Genomic DNA, 18,141 nt, shown 5'->3' with positions numbered 1-18,141 from the left:
TGAATTGTCCTACACGATCAAGGATGTGGCCAAAAAGGCCAATGTCTCAGTGGCTACAGTTTCCAGGATTTTGAACAATCTGCCGGGCTATTCAGAGAAAACAAAAGAAAAGGTTCTAGAGGTTATTGCGGAAATGGGATATCAGCCAAATGCGATAGCACGGGGCTTGATCAACAAAAAGACAAAAACATTGGGTGTGCTGCTGCCAGCAGTTTCTGATACCTTTGCATCGGTTGTTCTCAGCGGGATTGAAGATATGGCACATGAGCTGGATTACAGTGTAATGGTCTGTAATACGGATAAAGATGGAAAGCGAACAATGAAATATTTGCAGGCTCTCCGTGAAAAGCAAGTGGACGGCATCGTTTTTGTCAGTGAATTTTTTAAGGAAGAATACTATAATGCCATCATTGCCATGAATCTTCCAGTCGTTCTCGTATCAACTAAGTCCAAGTATGATGTTCCTTTTATAAAAGTGGATGACAAGAAGGCGGTGTTCGATGGCGTCACCTATCTACTTGAGAGAGGCCATCGTTCCATCGGGATGATTGCCGGGACAAAAGGGGATCCCATCGCCACATTACCCAGAATTGAAGGATATAAACGGGCACTTAAGGAAAAAGGCCACCCGGTCGACAGGAGAAAGATCGCTTTCGGTGATTTCGGATTTGAAAGTGGGATAACAGCAGCAAAGGAACTCCTGGACAAGAATGATGATCTTACAGCCATTTTTTGTTCCAGTGATGAAATGGCTGCAGGTGCTCTGTCCTATCTGTACAGAATGTCGATCCGGGTGCCTGACCAAATCTCCATTATCGGCTACGACAATACGAAGGTGGCGGAAATGGCGATTCCACCGCTCACAACAGTGGGGCAGCCGCTCTACGAAATGGGGAAAAACGCGGTAAAAGTGCTTCTGGACCGAGAAACAGGGGAACAGCAGAGTGTTTTTATGCCACACCAAATCGTGGAAAGAGAAACCGTCAAAGTGATTGAAAAGGAAGAAACAGAGTAAACCAAGGTTTGCTCTTTAATTTAACAAGGTTACGTAAACGTTTACTCCAAAATGACATCAGCAACTATGAAGTTCTTGCGGAAGCACGTATAAACCAGATTAAACTCAAGCCATATGAAGTCAGCTTTTACTGTTTGAAGTAAGGATAGAGCCGTCCTCTGGACGGCTCTATTAGTTAACATAATAACTGTTTGGCCAGTAACGTCCTAGATTAGGACAGTAAAACTTCAAAACCCGCTTGTATTGCTGAAATCGCACCTGTTGGGACCCGCAAAAAGAACGAAAAAGCTCTGATTTCCGTTCCAGATGACTAGAATCTCCCGATGTTCTCGGTATCCATGTTGAGACCGGGCATGCCGGGAAGCCAGTTGGCTGGAACGCCTGATTGTGATTGTTCCCCAAATTGGAGGGCTTGAACGAGCCGCAGGATTTCATATGCATTTCGGCCAACTTCAGAAGGATAGATGAGTTTGCTCGCGATAAAGCCATCGGGCGCTACAATAATGGTAGCCCGGACGGATGCCCCGCTGAATACATCAAGAACCCGGTAGGCCCTGCTGATCATATGATTCCGATCACTTACAAGCGGGTATTGCACCTTGCCGGCCAGGGGAGATACATCTTTAAACACTTTATGGGAAAAGACACTGTCTGTACTGATGCCGAGCACCTCGGTGTTCAGTTTCTTGAATTCTTCATATAAAGCGGCGACCGCCGCTAATTCTGTCGGTCAGACAAACGTGAAATCACTGCCATAAAAAAAGAGGACCACCCAGCGGCCGCGGTAATCTTCGAGCCGGACATCTTTGATTTCGCCGTCTTGAAAGGAAGCTGCAGTGAACACGGGAGCGATATCTCCGAGCCCGGCGCAGTAGGGCTGAGGTGCGCAGGTAGTAAACTGCTCAACAGATGGCTTGGGATAATGCTGATTTCCGTCAAAAGGCAAGCTCATTCAAATCCCTCCTTTCCGTTTGAGATATAGTCCAGTTATACTTATCGTATGAAGGGGGGAGTTCAAGCGTGATAAATACAGAGCAACTGGTTACCCGGTCATCGCTGGTTCAGGATTTTAAGAAACTGGGTGTCCAAAAGGGAATGACTGTCATTGTACATACATCGTTGAGTAAAATGGGTTGGGTGTGCGGCGGTGCTGTTGCCGTTGTTCAGGCATTAATGGATGTGGTGACCGAAGAGGGGAACTTGATCATGCCGACGCATTCTGCAGAACTATCGGACCCTGCAGGATGGGGAAACCCTCCTGTGCCCAAAGAATGGTGGGAAACCATACGTTCCGAGATGCCGGCATTCGACCCGGCAATTTCGCCCACTTACTTCATGGGGGCTGTCGCCGAAGTATTCCGGACCTTTCCGGGAGTCATAAGAAGCAATCACCCTACGGTATCCTTCGCAGCATGGGGTAAGGATAAAGAATGGATTACCGGGAATCACTCCCTGGATAACGGACTGGGGGAATCCTCGCCAATTGCCAGGATTTATGACCTCGATGGATCTATTCTCCTTATTGGAGTCGGACATGACAGCAACACGTCCATGCACTTGGCCGAGTACCGTGTACCTGGACAGAAACAAGTGGAAGAAGAAAGTCCTGTCATTGAATCGGGACAGCGTATATGGAAAACGTATAAACAAATTGAATATCAGGAAGAGTTGTTTGAAGAGATTGGCCGACAATATGAAGAAAACTATGGACAAGAGATAAAAATTGCCGGGGCTGGCTCCGCAACCTGCCGGCTGATGAAACAAAAGAAGCTGGTTGACTTCACAGAAAACTGGTTGAAGAAAAACATCCAGATGTCCTCTCCTATGTAAAAACCATCCGGGAAACGGTTCCCGGATGGTTTCTCATTTATCGGCCTCCGCAGCCGCAGCCTCCGCCGCTTATGGGCGGCTTAGTGTACTGCTGTTGCTGTGGATAGCCCGGATTTTGCGGATATCCCCCAATCACTCCCTGGCCAAAGCCTGGAACTGACCCGGTATAACCCGCTCCGGGATAACCACCTTGTCCGTAAGCTTGGCCGGGGTAGCCGGGGAATCCTTGCTGGCCGTAACCAACGCCCGGCTGCCCATACCCCATTCCCAGGGGATAGCCATATGGAGGATACTGACCGTATCCATAAGGATTTTGCTGTCGCATATCATCGTTCCTATCTGGTAAGATTTTTGTTCCTTTTAGCATATGGAGAATTAGTATTTGTGTACAAGATATTTAACTATGAAGCTCTTATATTAAAACAAAAAGCCTGCGTTTTTTTGCAGGCTTTACTCTTCCGTTTCAGGCTGAATTTCAATAAGGTTGGCAGAAGGCTTTCGTTTGTGCACCCTGATTTTTAATACACCGTTTCCGAATGTGGCACGGACGTCCTCTTGTTTAACGGAAAAGGGAAGCGGAACGAGGCGTTCAACCCGCTTGTTCGCTTGCTTGTACTGGCTGATGTTAGTGCTGTCATTTGTGAAGCGGTTCGTTTCCGAGGCGTAGGCAATAATTTTCAGAGCACGGTCCAGCACTTCAATCTGAATTTGGTTCTGGTCATAGGATTCGAGATTTGCATACGCCAGATATTCATCTTTTGTTTCTTTAACTTCAAGCGGGAATGAGAGGGTATCAACCATTGTATGATAATGCTCAAAGCTTTTATCAATAAATTGTTCGAGTGATTTTACCCATGTACCTAACGATTTCTCATTTAAAAAGGGCAGAATAGGGCCGTCGTTTTCTGACATGATCAAACTCCTCCTTTAATCATTTTAATTGTTGCCGGCTACATTCGAATCTACGGCATCGGTGTCAAGAGTATTGGTGGCGCTGACGAACGTGACGGTTTGCATGAAATTCCCTGTATTTCCTCCACCAGAACCACTGTATCCTTTGCTCGTGCTTTTCGGATTGATGACAAGGGTGTCACCGAAATTGACAACTCCATCAGATTGAACGGCGGAAATGGTGACTGGTCCTACGATGAGTGATGGCAAGTAATACGACCTCCCTTATGACGTGCTGTCTGGATTCCTGCTGCTCTTATCAATCTATGATGATAGCAGGAATTTGGTGTGTATAAGGAGGGTGAACACCTAAGAGAAAGCTACATATGCTATGAAGAGACGGTTACGGCAGGGGGGGTTGGATGCCTGGTATCGTAGGGAGTATCAACATTGCCTCAGTTTCAAGCAGTTCGATTGTCCATATTGGGGATGTTCAGGCCATCCAACCAATCAGCAACGCGAAGACGTTTGCGGGGGCCGGATCCTTTAATACGGGCGACAACATCAGAACCAATACGGGTTATAACCTGACAAACACGTATGATATGGACCAGGTTGACAATACCAACGTCGGAAATTACTAGAAGTGAAGATTTAAAAAGCAAATTTGGGATAGGTCCGGCATAAAACATAGTAAGGAGATGATGTTATGTCGGACACCTACAATCAATACTACTATATACAGCAAATGCAGGGGCAGCTTCAATGCCTCCAGGATAAAGTGTGTGAATTGGAGAAGCAGATTGAAGACTTGACGAAAGATATGAAAAAGGTAAAAGACCAGCCGACCACACAAATCCAATATTCTTTCGATCAGTTGAAAATTGAAAGGCTCGACGGAACCCTGAATATCGGGCTCAGTTCTGATGCGGATGGTAAAAATATCGTGGATGATTTTACCGTGGGAGGAGAATCCATCGCTGTCCCTAATAATGGCGGAAGCCCGCCGGGATCGTTGAGCTCGAGCCGGGAATATACTGAAATTATGCGGAACCTCGAAGAGTACCTGAAGGTTGAAGCAGCGGATGACATTGCCAAGATTGAAGAAGAGCATGAACATAAATTGGAAGAGACCTATCATGAGTTAATCATCAATGATATCCGGACACAACTGCCGGGAAGGCTTGAACATTACATGCAAAAGTACCCGCCTCAAAACCAGGAAGGGCTGCTTCTTGTTGAAAACAAGGTAAAGGGCGATGTCTACAAAGGAATGGAGCATTTTATCCTGAGTTTAAAAAATAATAACATCGGAGGCGAAAACCATGAAATTCCAGGTGATCAATCATGATCTCTCAATCGGGGATCTGAAGATTGTGGGGGTAAGCATCTCTTCGCTTGTATTGGTAGGGGATGCCGGCCACATCGCGCTTGCGGCTGCCTTTGACACACCTCCTGAAACTCTGACGGTCGGAACCGCCCTTGTTCCTTTATCGGTCGTATAAAAAATGATTCCGCGTACATCGGAAGTGAACCACATCCATATTCGCTCGGTTTTATTTTCTTCCATCGTCAATGTGGGAGATACGGATGAACATACGGCGTTTTCAAGGGCAATTGCCATTCAAAAGTACGAACCTGAATTTAATCCCACACTCAACAACCTGCTCGATTTTCCAAGGTATCAGATATTTACCATGGTACGCCCTCCAGCAATTCCACCAAAAGAGGTGGTCATGGAATCCTACCACGATCCAGCGTTCATTAAAGTGAACTCGATTGATATTTTTGGTATTTCCACCGCTGCTATGCTTCATATCGGCGGTATCCAGAACATCGACTTGGAATCAAGAGTAAAGCATGTCCGTGATTACCGGACGAATCCAGATCCCAAAAATTTGTCCATCGTTCCTTTTGCAACTGTATCACGAAAACACCGGGAACCAAAAGGAAGGGAGGAATAGCTGTGAATCTCTTTGTGAACCAAACGATTACCATCTATCAATTAAAGGTACAGGGGATTCAGAATTCCTCTGTTATGCAGATTGGAAGCGCTGGTATGATTCGGCCGGTATCGAACCTGTATAACACCGGGGGCTATACAGGAGCAGCGCCGCCGCTCGCCGCCCTTCCGACAGTGGAACTTCCGGCTCCATCCTGATCTAAGTCATCAACCTTGCAAGAAAGGAGGGAATCACTCCGTGGACTCATGGAAACAGATGATGGAATGGAAGAAGTTCGCCGATCAGTATCTCGGGCAAAACTTCTTTTCGCCTTATGGGCAACAGGATGAGGCACAAAGGAACCAGCCTGCCGAGCCTGCAGAGGAAAAAGGATTTCCGGCTGTTAATATTTACGAATCCGATAATGAGCTTTTGTGCATTGCAGCCATTCCGGGCTTGGAAAAAGCGGAAGACGTAGATGTTTATGTCGACGACAGAAGTGTTCATATAAAAGGAAAGACCAACCTTGTCGGCGGCAAGTACAGAATTGCCAAGCAGGAGTTTGGCTCCGGAAGTTTCAGCAGGGAAATTGAGCTGCCTTACAGAGTCCGTAGTGATGCCATTCAGGCAACGTATAAAAAAGGATTCTTATATCTCAGGCTCTATCGGCTGCCGGCTGACCGTCAAAAACCGAAAAAAGTAGACATCCGCCGGTTTGACGATTGATATTGACAAGATACCGGAGCGGCTCTAAACTAAAAGAGAAGTAAAATCTGGAAAGGAAAAGGTATATCGTCCAATGCGCAACTAACTCCTATTTAACATGAACTTTATCTTCTTTTTTGAAAATAAACTTCAGATAGGATTAGTTTGCCCATTTTTATACCCTTTTTCTTTTTGCGTGATCTGCAACGATCGGGTGTTTTTGTGCAGCTAATTCCTCTCTGATTCTCAGGGAGGTTTTTTTATGCTTTTATTGGAAACAACAGATCTTGAAAAATCGTATCAGGCCAAGCTGATTGTTCAGCTGAAGGAACCGCTGTTAATTCATAGCGGCGACCGGATCGGCGTGGTCGGACAAAACGGTGCAGGTAAATCCACACTGATGCATATGCTTGCCGGAGAAGAGGCGGCGGATAAAGGAGAAGTCCACGTTTACGGGAAAATTGCATCTGTATTTCAATTCGGCCGCGAAGCGGAGGCACTGCCATCACCAAAACTGCAGAAGAAGTGGGGAGTAAACCACAAGTCGTATTCATCCATGAGCGGAGGAGAAAAGACCCGCCTGTTCCTGGCGGCTGCGCTTGAGGAGGAACCCGATTTGCTGTTTATGGATGAACCTACGAGCCACCTTGATCTTGATGGAATCCAGCAGTTGGAACAAGAACTGTCTTCTTTTAAGGGAGCGGTAGTCGTCATCTCTCATGACCGTGCGTTTCTTGATAAGGTATGTACAAAAATGATTGAAATTGCGGATACAGTTCCTTCGTTTTACACGGGTAATTTTTCGTCTTATCAAAAGCAGAAGGAGCTTAATCTGACACGGCAGCAATTCGAGTATGAAGCCTATACAAAAGAAAAGCAGCGGCTGAAGGAAGCGGCAAGTGCAAAAACGCAAAAAGTGAAAAGGATGAAAAAAAAGCCGTCCCGGATGAGCGATAGCGAAGCAAAACTTGGAAAAGGCAAGGTGAAAAGCAAGCAGGCCGCCATGATGAAAAATGTAAAGGCGATGGAAAAGCGGATGGAGCAGCTGGAGAAAAAAGAGAAACCGAAGGAAATGGAAATCGTTCAGTTTGATATCGCAAAATTAAGCCCGGTACATGCGAGATTCGCGTTACAAGTAAAAGATATGGAGAAAACGGCTGGACAGAGGAAGTTGTTTCAAGAGGTTTCTTTTGCTGTAAAACCTGGAATGAAAGTGGCATTGACGGGGCCGAACGGGTGCGGAAAGACTACTATGATAAACATGATTCTTAAGGGGCATTCGTCCGTAACCGCCTCCCGGGCATTGAAGATCGGATATTTCCATCAAAATTTAGAGATTGTGGACGGAGAACGTTCTATTTTGGAAAATGTTTCGGAACAGAGTCCATACAGCAAGATGTTTATTCGGACGGTGCTTGCGCGGATGCTGTTTAAACGGGAAGATGTACACAAAAAAGTGAAGGTGCTGAGCGGAGGCGAACGAGTAAAAACAGCCCTGGCCAAGATATTTCTCGGAGACTTTAACCTGCTATTGCTGGACGAGCCAACCAACTATCTGGATATTTTTACAAGAGAGGCATTGGAGCATGTCTTGTCCGTTTATCCGGGTACCATTTTGTTTGCTACCCACGACCGCCAACTGATGAACACCGTTGCGGATCATTTGTTGATATTCAGGGAGGGGAGATGTATGTTTTTCAAAGGCAACTATGCTGCCTTTGAACAGCAACATGCAAAGGAAATCCAACAGGAACCATTTACTGGACAGGAAGAGCTGTTAGCGCTGGAGCTTGAACGCGCAGATCTGATTGGAAGACTGTCCATGCCAGGAAAAGGCGATCAGAAAGAAGTGCTTGAGCTGCGGTATCAAGAACTGCTGAAATCCATACAGCAGATCAAACAACACATGAACTGATTAAAAAAAAGCAGGGAGTCACGAGCTCCCTGCTTTTGCTATTTCTTGTCTTCTTCCTGCCGGATTGGCGGTTCTTCCTCTTCACCTATTTCGGTGGAATAGCTGATTTGATTCAAATCATACTCATGGGCCACTGTTCCCCCGGCCATCCCTTCATTGATCATCCGGTCGATGTCGAGGTAAAGCTTTTTCTTTCCTTCATAGTCGGTTTCTTTTTCTGACATCTCATAACCCTCCTTTTTACGTAGTCTGTCCCAAATCTATCCGTAAATATAAGCTTAAGAACAAAGTAAAGCGGGTAATAGAGAATATTATCTGTAATTTTGAGGAGGAGCATCACATGGCAGACTACAGCCAGGTTGTGGAAAAGTACTTTTTTATCATCAGGAAGAAACACTTACAGGGCGGTTTAAATATAAATGAGTACAACAAAAAGGTAGAACTCATCAATTTGTGGTTTATTCGGCACACCTTGCGTTCCGGGCTGACAAAAAAAGAAGTACAATAAACATTCAAATAGATTTCAATGTGATGAACTTCCTAAAATATTTCGGAAGTTTTTTTATAAAAAGGAATATCCATGAAAAAAGCCGTATTCTTATTATTGAAACCTTTGGCAGCATGGATGCGTAAAAGGAGTAGTGATTTTTAATAGTTTAGGAGGAAGAAAAGATGAATAACCATGAAATTGATTATAAAATTTATGGGGATGACATGCAGTTTGTTGAAGTGGAGCTGGATCCCCGTGAAACGGTTGTAGCTGAAGCAGGTGCCTTGATGATGATGGAGGATGGCATCAGCATGGAAACCATCTTCGGAGACGGCTCTTCCCAAGGATCGGGTTTGATGGGCAAGTTATTCAATGCCGGAAAGCGCATGCTGACAGGTGAAAGCCTGTTTATGACGACCTTTACAAACGATGGATCAGGAAAAAAACACGTTTCCTTTGCTTCTCCTTATCCAGGAAAGATTATTCCAATGGATTTGAGTGAGTATGACGGAAAAGTTGTTTGTCAAAAGGATGCCTTTTTGGCCGCTGCGAAAGGGGTATCTGTCGGCATAGAACTGCAGCGAAAGCTGGGAACCGGTTTTTTCGGCGGTGAAGGATTCATCATGCAAAAGCTTGAAGGAGACGGGATGGCCTTTGTTCACGCAGGCGGTACCATTCATGAAAAAACACTGCAGCCGGGAGAAGTGCTTCGTGTGGATACCGGGTGTCTCGTTGCCATGACAAGAGACGTCGACTACAGCATCGAAATGGTGAAGGGAGTCAAAACGGCATTGTTTGGCGGTGAAGGATTGTTCTTTGCGACACTTCGCGGTCCGGGAGCAGTCTGGATCCAATCCCTGCCGTTTAGCAGGCTGGCAAGCAGGGTCTTTGCTGCCATTCCTCAATCCAAGGATGAGGGAAGTATTGCGAAAGGGCTTTTTAACCTCTTTGATGGAGATTGATTGAAAGATAAACAAAAAAGGATGGCGCCACGGGCGCGATCCTTTTTTTGCGGGTTATGTACGTTCTTCCTCTGTTCGGTAACGGTTGATTTCATGATTGGATTGAAGCTGGATCAGCCGTTCCAGCTGCTCGTTTCTCAAGCGGTCGGCTTCCAATTTCCGTTTCATAAAGCCCATGGCCTTAAATAAAAAGATGATGGTTAAAACGACGATAAAAATTGTTACGATAAAGGACAGTAAACCAAAGATGCCCATTAACGCACCAATGGCATCCAACGGACCACTGGGCTGCATAGGATCCATCTCAACATTCCCCCTTTTTAGCTTCCATAGTTACATAGCCGTATCCACCTTTGTCTAAACCATTTATTGAATAGGGACCATTTAACCTTTATTATCATAACAGACCCCACTTTTTAAATCACGATCGTACGGGTTGTTCAGCAATTTTTGTTACAATAAAAGAAGATAACTATAGATCTGAGGTAGGAGCAAATGAGTTTATTATCGGTTGAACAACTTTCAAAAAGTTACGGAGATAAAACCCTGTTTCAGGATATCTCCTTTACAATCAGTGAAAAGCAGCGGATCGGCATCATAGGTGTCAATGGAACCGGCAAGTCAACTTTGCTTAAAATAATTGCGGGATTGGAATCGGCGGACACAGGAGAAATCATTCACGCCAATGATTTTCACATCGAATACCTTTCCCAGACTCCTTATTTCGAAGAAGGTGTAACGGTTCTCGAGGCTGTATTTTACGGGAATTCGCCCCTTATGCAGCTGTTGCGCGAATATGAAAGAGCGATCAGCAGCCTTGAAGCAGATCCACAGAATGAAAAGCTTCAGAACAAGCTGTTTTCCCTTCAGCAGAAAATGGATGCCATGGATGCATGGGATACGAATACAACCGCAAAAACAGTGCTCAACCGGCTCGGCATCACAATGCTCGAACAGCAAGTGAGCATGCTTTCAGGCGGACAGCAAAAACGAGTGGCTATTGCCCGTGCTCTCATCCAGCCAGCTGATCTTCTCATACTGGATGAGCCGACCAACCATATTGATAATGAAACGGTGGAATGGCTTGAAGATTTTCTTGCCAAATACAGAGGTGCCCTCCTGATGGTGACACATGACCGTTACTTTTTAAACCGTGTAACGAACCGGATGATTGAGCTTGAGGCCGGAAATCTGTATACGTATGAAGGAAACTACGAAATGTTTCTGGATAAGAAGGCAGAGCGCGAAGAGCGCGAAGCGTCATCCGAACAAAAACGCCAAAATCTCCTTCGCCGGGAGCTGGCCTGGCTTCGCCGGGGAGCAAAAGCCCGCTCAACCAAACAGAAGGCAAGAGTTCAGCGTGCAGAAGCATTAAAGGAACAATCGGGTCCAGCCCAAAAAGGCCAGATGGAGGTCGCGATTGGTTCTGCGAGGCTCGGCAAGAAGGTGATTGAGATTGAGGAGATATCCAAGTCGTTTAACGGAAAGTTATTGTTCAGCGATTTCAGTTACTTGGTTATGCCGGATGACAGGCTGGGCATCATCGGTAAAAACGGAAGCGGTAAAACCACGCTTTTAAATATCCTTGCCGGCAAAATGACTCCGGATACCGGGCAGGTGGAAACAGGCCCGACTGTTAAACTGGGCTTCTACACCCAAAATCATGAAGAAATGGATGAGAACCTGCGGGTCATCGAGTATATACGCGAAGCGGCAGAGGTCATTTATACGAAAGACGGCCAGCCCATCACGGCATCGCAAATGCTGGAACGGTTCCTTTTCTCTCCAAGTGCGCAATGGACATATATTTCAAGACTTTCAGGAGGGGAAAGAAGGCGTCTGTATCTGTTGCGGGTATTGATGGATGAACCGAATGTCCTCTTCCTGGATGAGCCGACAAACGATCTGGATATTGAAACACTATCGGTTCTGGAAGATTACCTGGAGCATTTTCCGGGAGCAGTCATCACGGTATCCCATGACCGGTATTTCCTTGACCGCACGATGGAACACCTTTTTGCCCTTGAAGGAAATGGCAGGGTGGAGCGGTTTGATGGTGATTACTCGGAATACCTGGAGCAAAAAAGAAAAGATGAAGAACAGATAGCAGCTTCGAAAACAGCTGCTTCTCCTGAAGATTGGAAACCGAAAAAAGAAAAAGCCCGCCGCCTTTCCTATAAGGAACAAAAGGAATGGGAGACCATTGAGGACACCATTGCAGAATTGGAAGAAAAGCATCAAGAAATAGAGTCCCAGATTGCTGCAGCCGGAAGTGATTTTGGCAAGATCGATGGCTTGTTCCGTGAACAGCAGGAAGTTGCAGCCCGGCTTGAAGCGGCGATGAACCGCTGGGAAGAGCTTTCTGTGCTCGTGGAAGAGATTGAAAAAAATAAATAAAAAAAGGAAGAATGAAAACCGCACTTTTGTAATGGGACCTCCAAAGTCTGGAGGTGGCTGTTACAGGTGCGGTTTTTCTATTTTTTCTTTTTTGAATGCCTTCCCTGTAAGGATGTTCCTGACATACCAGACAGGACCGACAAGAAGGTAGACCGGATTTTTAAGAAAAGAAGGTTTTTTTCCTTCAAAAAGGTGCCCGATAAATTGAAGGATCCACCCAACGATAAACAAGGCCAGCGCAAGTTTCCATCGCCAGAAAAAGAGAGGCAGCGAAACAACAATCAGCGGTATGCCGATCGAATGGGTCAGTTTGTTTATGGGATGCTGATGATCCTCTTTATACTTTTCAATGAAAGATTGATTGGCCATCTTTTATTCCTCCTTATCAAAGAATATTCTTTCTCATCAAATTAATCCCTTCTGGATATCCGACAAAATATCAATCAAAAACAATTTGGATTTTTATGTAAATAAGACGATTGATTCTTGTGGACTCTTGATATGGTTCGGTAGTCCTTTCAGGATGAACAAATGTATTTTTTGATTAGTTAAAATATTCTAATTATAGTACGAAGGTCGCATTCCAAATTGCTGAGTATATGATACTTTTAGATAGCAAGAAATTACAAAATATTCATTATCTTCTTCAGGAGGGGTACATTTGGGAAAGTGGAGTAAGAGATTGGGATCGTCACTGGCGGTTACGGGATTGTCATTGGGGTTAGTATCAATATCCCTGTTTACTGGGTCTTTGGACGTAAAAGCAAAGACAGCGATGCAGGAAACCGTTTCAAATCATCATAGCAATAGCCACTCGGCGCTTGACCTTGCTATCGTAAATGATGATAAGTTAATAGATTCACTTATTAAAAAAGGGGTCATTTCAAAAAATGCTTCCCAAAAGGAAAAGCAAAAGGCGCTGCAATCCTATCTTGAGCTGAAAGGAAAACCGGATGCTGTAAAAGAGAAGGATCCTCTTGCACCAAAAGCAAAAGCGGCTGCCGCTGAAAAACAACGAGAGTTCAAAGGATTCACGAACGGCCTCCTTCATGGAAACGGTAAAAAGAAAGGGCAATATAAGAAACAGCCGGATCCTGTTAATGATCACGGACCAGGTGAGGTAGTTAAAAAAGGAAAACTTTTAACACTGATGGTTGAATATTCTGATACACCTCACAACACGATTAAGCAGAACGAGACAGACAACTACTACAAAGACTATAACCAGAAGCACTTTGAAGATATGATTTTCGGCGAGAAGGGTGTAAAAGGCCCGAACGGGGAAAATTTTGTATCTCAAAAGCTTTTTTATGAGCAGCAATCGGGCGGGTCATACACCATTGAAGGTAAAGCATATGGATGGCTGAAGGTTCCGGGAACGGCTGCCTACTATGGTGCCGATAAAGCAACAGGCGGCCACGACAATGTGACACCAGGAGGTTCGAAGCAGTTAGTGGTGGATACATATAATGCTGCCAAAGCTGCAGGTATTCCGCTTGAAGATTATGATTTGGAGGATCCGCATGATTTGGACAGCGACGGCAACTATTGGGAGCCGGATGGCCTGGTTGACCACCTGCAAATCATTCATGCCGGAATGGGACAGGAAGCAGGAGGCGGATCTCTTGGAGACAATGCGATCTGGTCACACCGTTCTGCTAAATTCGTTGATCCCGATGGCCTTGGTAAGGGGACACCTGGATTCTATGATTACACCATGATGCCTGAAGACGGGGCAACAGGCGTATTTGCTCACGAATATGGACATGATCTCGGCCTTCCTGATGAATACGACACGATTTATTCGGGTACAGGTGAAGCGGTTGGCTACTGGTCCATCATGGCCAGCGGATCATGGGCAGGAAAGGTTCCGGGAGCTGAACCTACAGGATTCTCTCCTTGGGCAAAATCTTACTTCCAATCTACTTTGGGAGGAAACTGGACAACTCCTACTGTTGTCGACTGGAAAGATGTATCATCTAAAGGAACACAGTTCCTGCTTGATCAGGCCAATACGCCAAACGGCGACAATCACCAGGCTGTTCAAGTGAATCTTCCAAAGAAGAAAACTTACATTAATAAGCCAAAAGCAGGCACTTATGAGTACTGGGGCGGCCAGGGAGATGAGATGGACAACTCCATGGTGACGAATGTAGACCTTACAGGCAAGCAGTCCGCAACCCTGACCTTTGACGCATGGTACGATATTGAGGAGCAGTGGGACTTTGCCTTTGTACAAGTTTCCACCGATGGCGGTAAGACATGGAAATCTCTTGGAAACAACAACACTCGTTCTGACGTCGTTCCGGAGGGATATCCTACGATTCTAAACTCTATGCCAGGATTTACAGGCAACTCCAATGGCTGGCAGGCGCAGTCCTTTGATCTTTCCGCTTACAAAGGGCAGAAAATTCAGCTTCGTCTTCGTTCCGCTACGGATTGGGGAACCAGCAAGGCAGGCTTTTACGCAGATAACATTAAGGTAGTTGCTGATGGTGCTACTTTAATAGACGATGGAGCAGAGAAAGATCCGTCTGCATTCACTCTAAAAGGCTTTGAAAAGTCAGACGGCAACAAATACAGTGAGCATTACTACTTGCTTGAATGGAGAAACCACCAAGGAGTAGATAAAGGTCTTGCCTATATCAAACGTGGCAGCTCTTTCATGAGTTATGACGGAGGACTGGTTGTATGGTATGTGGATCCGACATATACCGATAACTGGACAGGCGTTCACCCTGGCGATGGTTTCCTTGGTGTAGTAGATTCACACATCAACGATTTGAAGTGGAACACTGGTGTAGAGGCCAGCACCCGCTTCCATATTGCAGATGCTGCATTTGGATTGGATAAGACATCTGGACTCAATATCGATTATCCAGGAGTACAAACACTCACTCAAACATCTCAACCAGCGGTATCTCTCTTTGACGACAGCAACTCCTTCAAAAATCCATTTATGCCGGATGCCGGACGTAACACAGACAATTATGGTCTGAAAGTACGGGTGAATGGTGAAGCATCTGATGATTCAGTAGGGGCAATTGTCATTTATAAATAAGCAAATTAGCTCTTCCGCTTTAAAGCGAAAGAGCTAATTAGTTCTTAATACCTGCATTTTCCTGTGAAAAAATTGCTATTTTAGTAAATTAGTATAATCCTCTTTAGCTTAGTAATATGATACCTTTAAAAAGTAAGTATACAGAAAATTCATGCTGTTCAAAAACAGGAGGGGTTACATTGGGAAATTGGTCTAAAAAATTGGGCTCATCGCTCTTGATTGGCGGACTCTCTTTAGGTCTGTTGTCACCATCGGCGTTTGCCAGCGATGTACAGCTGTCTAAGGGGAAAACGTCTGAGTTTGCTCCAATCGACATGAATGTTGTTGATCAGGACCGACTGGCAAAGGCGTTGAAAGATCGCGGGCTGATCGCCAAAAATGCATCAAAAGCGGCTACAGCCAAAGCAGTACAGAAGTACATAGAACGTAAAAATGAAAAAACGGGTGGAACCGAAAACATCGCAGCTTCTTCTTCGTCCAGCAAGAAGAGTTTCGACCAAAAAACAAAGGCTTTCCTCAACAAGCAAAAAGAGCAGTTGTCCAAGAAGTTGAACAACAGCCATGCAAAGCTGCAAAAGGGCGGATCGTCTGATGGTTTTGTAAAAGTTAAGCCGGCAAAGGGAAAGAAGTATAACGGTCCTGTAAGGAAAGACAAAGTGCTTGTGCTTTTGGCAGAGTACTCTGATTTCAAACACAATAATATTGAGCAGGAACCAGGCTATATGTGGTCTGACGACTTCAACCAGCAGCATTATCAGCAAATGCTTTTCGGGGACAAGCCTTTTAAACTATTTGACGGTTCAAAGGTAGAAACCTTCAAACAGTACTATGAAGAGCAGTCCGGTGGAAGCTACACTGTAGAAGGAACGGTTTCTCCATGGCTTACGGTTCCAGGTAAAGCCGCAGACTATGGTGATGATTCACCTAAAGGCGGAAATGACAACCAGGCACCTCTTGGACCTCGTGATTTTATCAAGGATTCCTTGAATGCTGCTGTTAAAGCAGGTATTAATCTAAAAGACTATGATAATCTTGATATTTATGATCTTGATGGTGACGGCAACATTAACGAGCCGGACGGATTGGTCGATCACTTGATGGTTATTCATGCCGGTGTAGGACAGGAAGCTGGCGGCGGAGCGCTTGGAGACAATGCGATTTGGTCTCACCGCTGGACAATCGGAAACGCACCATATAAAATTCCAGGAACTTCGACTGACGTTCCTTACTGGGGCGGACAGATGGCGGCCTTCGACTACACTGTTGAGCCGGAAGACGGTGCAGTTGGTGTATTTGCCCATGAATTTGGCCATGACCTAGGGTTACCGGATGAATATGATACACAATACACCGATGATGGTGAGCCGGTTGCTTCATGGTCTATCATGAGCGGCGGTAGCTGGAACGGGGAAATTGCAGGAACAACACCTACAAGCTTCTCTCCACAAAACAAGGATTTCTTCCAAAAAACTATTGGAGGAAACTGGGCGAACATTCAGGAAGTAGATTACAAGGACATTAACAAGCTCGGTCTTCTAACTACGATTGACCAGTCTGTTACAAAGTCCAAAAATCCAGGTATCGTAAAGGTAAATCTTCCTGACAAAAAAGTACAGGGACTTAAGCCGGCGTTTGGTCAAAAGTATTACTACAGTGACAAAGGCGATGACCTTAACACAACAATGACAACACCTGAATTTGACCTTACAAATGCAAAATCTGCAACATTTGATTTCAAAGCAAACTATGAAGTGGAATATGATTACGACTATATGACGGTAAAAGCCGTAACGAACGATGGTAAGGAAGAGCTTATTGACGTTATTGGTGATGAAGACACAACAGGTAATGGTGCTGATTCATCGAAAGGTGAGTGGGTCGACAAGTCCTATGATCTCTCTGGATTTGCCGGCAAAAAAGTGAAACTAGTCTTTAACTATGTTACAGACGGCGGCTTGGCATTGAACGGATTTGCCATGGACAACCTTTCATTAACGGTTGATGGCAATGTAGTCTTTACTGATGATGCTGAAGGCACTCCTAAATTGACGTTTGCTGGCGGAGCGAAAGCAACCGATGGTATTGACTTTAAGAAAAACAACTACTACCTTGAGTGGAGAAATTATGCTGGTGCGGATAAAGCGCTTGAATTTGCCCGCGGTGTAAAATACAACACAGGTATGATGGTATGGTATGCAGATGACAGCTATTCCGATAACTGGACTGGCCCTCATCCAGGCTATGGATTCCTTGGAGTGGTAGATTCACACCCTAAGGCAATCGTTGGTACGCTTAACGGCAAGCCAACCATTGAAAATTCCACTCGCTACCAAGTGGCAGATGCTGCCTTCTCCTTTGACAAGGCTCCATCCTGGTACATCAACTCTCCATCCCGCGGTATCTTTGACTACAAAGGGCAAAAAGGTGTAAGAACGTTTGATGACTCCAGACAGTATATCGACTGGACGGACTACAACGGTGCTGAAGAAGATGGTGTCATTGCTGATGCAGGACGCATCCTTCCGAACCTTGGATTACAGTTCCATGTACTTGGTGAAGCAAGTGACAACTCTGCCGGTACCATCTGGATCCGCAAAAGATAATGATTAAAGAAACCTGAGTGGCTTTGGCCATTCAGGTTTTTTTGAATCTTTTGAATAACATGTTTACAAATCCTGCATACTTATACTATAGTTAAGAAATTAAAGAGTCTTTAAGGAGGTATGTTTTATGAACATCGCTATTGTATCTGCCATCATTGTTGTTAATTTCATATCACAGCCCTCCGGTAACCTGGACCTTAAGTTTTTTTGATGCAACGTTTGTGTAACTTTCAATGGTTAAGTGTAGATTCCCGTGGGCTGTGTAATATGCTCACGGGTTTTTATTTTGTATGGAAGGCTGTTGTTTAAGCGGCTTCTTACAGACCGGT

At 45.1% G+C, this 18,141-nt stretch carries 21 protein-coding genes; 14 read left to right on the top strand and 7 right to left on the bottom strand.

What is annotated here, in order from left to right:
• Nucleotides 1–4: 4 nt before the first annotated feature.
• Nucleotides 5–1,015 (top strand): LacI family DNA-binding transcriptional regulator, encoded by a 1,011-nt coding sequence (locus tag AS030_RS18410; RefSeq protein ID WP_061974389.1) that lies wholly within the window; start codon nt 5–7, stop codon nt 1,013–1,015.
• Between the two features lie 310 nt (nt 1,016–1,325).
• Here the strand turns inward: AS030_RS18410 and AS030_RS24385 are convergent, their stop codons facing one another.
• Nucleotides 1,326–1,967 (bottom strand): peroxiredoxin, encoded by a 642-nt coding sequence (locus AS030_RS24385; protein WP_240482421.1) that lies wholly within the window; start codon nt 1,965–1,967, stop codon nt 1,326–1,328.
• Between the two features lie 68 nt (nt 1,968–2,035).
• Between AS030_RS24385 and AS030_RS18395 the strand changes: the two genes are divergently transcribed.
• Nucleotides 2,036–2,845 (top strand): AAC(3) family N-acetyltransferase, encoded by an 810-nt coding sequence (locus tag AS030_RS18395; protein ID WP_074440608.1) that lies wholly within the window; start codon nt 2,036–2,038, stop codon nt 2,843–2,845.
• 37 nt (nt 2,846–2,882) lie between these two features.
• On the opposite strand, the gene AS030_RS24140 is transcribed toward AS030_RS18395, so the two are convergent.
• From AS030_RS24140 to AS030_RS18380, 3 genes are all read right to left on the bottom strand, one after another.
• On the bottom strand, nt 2,883–3,170 hold the full coding sequence (locus tag AS030_RS24140; protein ID WP_061974383.1) for a hypothetical protein: 288 nt from the start codon (nt 3,168–3,170) through the stop codon (nt 2,883–2,885).
• A gap of 125 nt (nt 3,171–3,295) precedes the next feature.
• Entirely contained in the window at nt 3,296–3,757 is a 462-nt protein-coding gene (locus AS030_RS18385; RefSeq protein ID WP_061974381.1) for an Hsp20/alpha crystallin family protein, read from the bottom strand.
• Nucleotides 3,758–3,781: 24 nt separating this feature from the next.
• The gene (locus AS030_RS18380; protein ID WP_061974379.1) at nt 3,782–4,006 is read right to left on the bottom strand and encodes a spore germination protein; all 225 of its coding nucleotides are present in this window, start codon (nt 4,004–4,006) and stop codon (nt 3,782–3,784) included.
• A 152-nt stretch (nt 4,007–4,158) separates the two neighbouring features.
• On the opposite strand from AS030_RS18380, the gene AS030_RS18375 reads away from it, so the two are divergent.
• The 7 genes from AS030_RS18375 to abc-f all read left to right on the top strand — a co-directional run bounded on the left by AS030_RS18375 (nt 4,159) and on the right by abc-f (nt 8,299).
• Nucleotides 4,159–4,380: a spore germination protein gene (locus AS030_RS18375; protein WP_061974377.1), complete on the top strand. Its 222-nt coding sequence runs from the start codon at nt 4,159–4,161 to the stop codon at nt 4,378–4,380.
• Between the two features lie 65 nt (nt 4,381–4,445).
• The gene (gene gerPC / locus AS030_RS18370; RefSeq protein ID WP_061974375.1) at nt 4,446–5,087 is read left to right on the top strand and encodes a spore germination protein GerPC; all 642 of its coding nucleotides are present in this window, start codon (nt 4,446–4,448) and stop codon (nt 5,085–5,087) included.
• Nucleotides 5,062–5,241 (top strand): hypothetical protein, encoded by a 180-nt coding sequence (locus AS030_RS18365; protein WP_061974373.1) that lies wholly within the window; start codon nt 5,062–5,064, stop codon nt 5,239–5,241. The genes gerPC and AS030_RS18365 overlap by 26 nt, the downstream gene beginning before the upstream one ends.
• 3 nt (nt 5,242–5,244) lie before the next feature.
• Nucleotides 5,245–5,700, top strand: coding sequence for a spore germination protein GerPE (locus AS030_RS18360; protein ID WP_061974371.1), 456 nt, complete (start codon nt 5,245–5,247; stop codon nt 5,698–5,700).
• A 2-nt stretch (nt 5,701–5,702) separates the two neighbouring features.
• The gene (locus tag AS030_RS18355; protein WP_061974369.1) at nt 5,703–5,897 is read left to right on the top strand and encodes a spore germination protein GerPB; all 195 of its coding nucleotides are present in this window, start codon (nt 5,703–5,705) and stop codon (nt 5,895–5,897) included.
• Nucleotides 5,898–5,937: 40 nt separating this feature from the next.
• A complete protein-coding gene (locus AS030_RS18350) occupies nt 5,938–6,405 on the top strand; it encodes an Hsp20/alpha crystallin family protein (RefSeq protein ID WP_061974367.1) in 468 nt (155 codons plus the stop codon).
• Between the two features lie 241 nt (nt 6,406–6,646).
• Entirely contained in the window at nt 6,647–8,299 is a 1,653-nt protein-coding gene (gene abc-f / locus AS030_RS18345) for a ribosomal protection-like ABC-F family protein (RefSeq protein ID WP_061974365.1), read from the top strand.
• Nucleotides 8,300–8,337: 38 nt separating this feature from the next.
• On the opposite strand, the gene AS030_RS18340 is transcribed toward abc-f, so the two are convergent.
• Nucleotides 8,338–8,523, bottom strand: coding sequence for a hypothetical protein (locus AS030_RS18340; RefSeq protein WP_061974363.1), 186 nt, complete (start codon nt 8,521–8,523; stop codon nt 8,338–8,340).
• Between the two features lie 116 nt (nt 8,524–8,639).
• Here AS030_RS18340 and AS030_RS23765 point away from each other — a divergent pair, with 116 nt between their 5' ends.
• Together AS030_RS23765 and AS030_RS18335 are read left to right on the top strand one after the other, a co-directional pair.
• A complete protein-coding gene (locus AS030_RS23765) occupies nt 8,640–8,807 on the top strand; it encodes a hypothetical protein (RefSeq protein ID WP_156412591.1) in 168 nt (55 codons plus the stop codon).
• A 164-nt stretch (nt 8,808–8,971) separates the two neighbouring features.
• Entirely contained in the window at nt 8,972–9,751 is a 780-nt protein-coding gene (locus AS030_RS18335) for a TIGR00266 family protein (protein ID WP_061974361.1), read from the top strand.
• Between the two features lie 54 nt (nt 9,752–9,805).
• On the opposite strand, the gene AS030_RS18330 is transcribed toward AS030_RS18335, so the two are convergent.
• Nucleotides 9,806–10,054 (bottom strand): hypothetical protein, encoded by a 249-nt coding sequence (locus AS030_RS18330; RefSeq protein ID WP_061974359.1) that lies wholly within the window; start codon nt 10,052–10,054, stop codon nt 9,806–9,808.
• 192 nt (nt 10,055–10,246) lie between these two features.
• Between AS030_RS18330 and AS030_RS18325 the strand changes: the two genes are divergently transcribed.
• Nucleotides 10,247–12,148, top strand: coding sequence for an ABC-F family ATP-binding cassette domain-containing protein (locus tag AS030_RS18325; protein ID WP_061974357.1), 1,902 nt, complete (start codon nt 10,247–10,249; stop codon nt 12,146–12,148).
• A 60-nt stretch (nt 12,149–12,208) separates the two neighbouring features.
• Here AS030_RS18325 and AS030_RS18320 read toward each other — a convergent pair whose 3' ends face one another.
• The gene (locus AS030_RS18320) at nt 12,209–12,517 is read right to left on the bottom strand and encodes an Mpo1-like protein (RefSeq protein ID WP_061974355.1); all 309 of its coding nucleotides are present in this window, start codon (nt 12,515–12,517) and stop codon (nt 12,209–12,211) included.
• 292 nt (nt 12,518–12,809) lie between these two features.
• Here AS030_RS18320 and AS030_RS18315 point away from each other — a divergent pair, with 292 nt between their 5' ends.
• Together AS030_RS18315 and AS030_RS18310 are read left to right on the top strand one after the other, a co-directional pair.
• Nucleotides 12,810–15,209 carry an immune inhibitor A domain-containing protein gene (locus AS030_RS18315; protein ID WP_061974353.1) on the top strand — a complete coding sequence of 800 codons (2,400 nt, stop codon included), beginning with the start codon at nt 12,810–12,812 and terminating at the stop codon, nt 15,207–15,209.
• A gap of 179 nt (nt 15,210–15,388) precedes the next feature.
• Nucleotides 15,389–17,812 carry an immune inhibitor A domain-containing protein gene (locus AS030_RS18310; protein WP_061974351.1) on the top strand — a complete coding sequence of 808 codons (2,424 nt, stop codon included), beginning with the start codon at nt 15,389–15,391 and terminating at the stop codon, nt 17,810–17,812.
• Nucleotides 17,813–18,141: the final 329 nt, after the last annotated feature.

The organism is Fictibacillus enclensis (genome assembly GCF_001457035.1).
In the GTDB taxonomy this organism is placed as follows: Bacteria; Bacillota; Bacilli; order Bacillales; family Fictibacillaceae; genus Fictibacillus_C; species Fictibacillus_C enclensis.
The sequence above is the reverse complement of the archived record's forward strand: the minus strand, read 5'-3'. Positions and strand labels throughout refer to the sequence as shown.

Coding starts and splice junctions, on each gene's coding strand:
- AS030_RS24140 (WP_061974383.1), bottom strand. CDS start 3,170: ATGCGACAGCAAAATCCTTATGGATACGGTCAGTATCCTCCATATGGC.
- AS030_RS18385 (WP_061974381.1), bottom strand. CDS start 3,757: ATGTCAGAAAACGACGGCCCTATTCTGCCCTTTTTAAATGAGAAATCG.
- AS030_RS18375 (WP_061974377.1), top strand. CDS start 4,159: ATGCCTGGTATCGTAGGGAGTATCAACATTGCCTCAGTTTCAAGCAGT.
- gerPC (WP_061974375.1), top strand. CDS start 4,446: ATGTCGGACACCTACAATCAATACTACTATATACAGCAAATGCAGGGG.
- AS030_RS18365 (WP_061974373.1), top strand. CDS start 5,062: ATGAAATTCCAGGTGATCAATCATGATCTCTCAATCGGGGATCTGAAG.
- AS030_RS18360 (WP_061974371.1), top strand. CDS start 5,245: ATGATTCCGCGTACATCGGAAGTGAACCACATCCATATTCGCTCGGTT.
- abc-f (WP_061974365.1), top strand. CDS start 6,647: ATGCTTTTATTGGAAACAACAGATCTTGAAAAATCGTATCAGGCCAAG.
- AS030_RS18340 (WP_061974363.1), bottom strand. CDS start 8,523: ATGTCAGAAAAAGAAACCGACTATGAAGGAAAGAAAAAGCTTTACCTC.
- AS030_RS23765 (WP_156412591.1), top strand. CDS start 8,640: ATGGCAGACTACAGCCAGGTTGTGGAAAAGTACTTTTTTATCATCAGG.
- AS030_RS18335 (WP_061974361.1), top strand. CDS start 8,972: ATGAATAACCATGAAATTGATTATAAAATTTATGGGGATGACATGCAG.
- AS030_RS18330 (WP_061974359.1), bottom strand. CDS start 10,054: ATGGATCCTATGCAGCCCAGTGGTCCGTTGGATGCCATTGGTGCGTTA.
- AS030_RS18325 (WP_061974357.1), top strand. CDS start 10,247: ATGAGTTTATTATCGGTTGAACAACTTTCAAAAAGTTACGGAGATAAA.
- AS030_RS18320 (WP_061974355.1), bottom strand. CDS start 12,517: ATGGCCAATCAATCTTTCATTGAAAAGTATAAAGAGGATCATCAGCAT.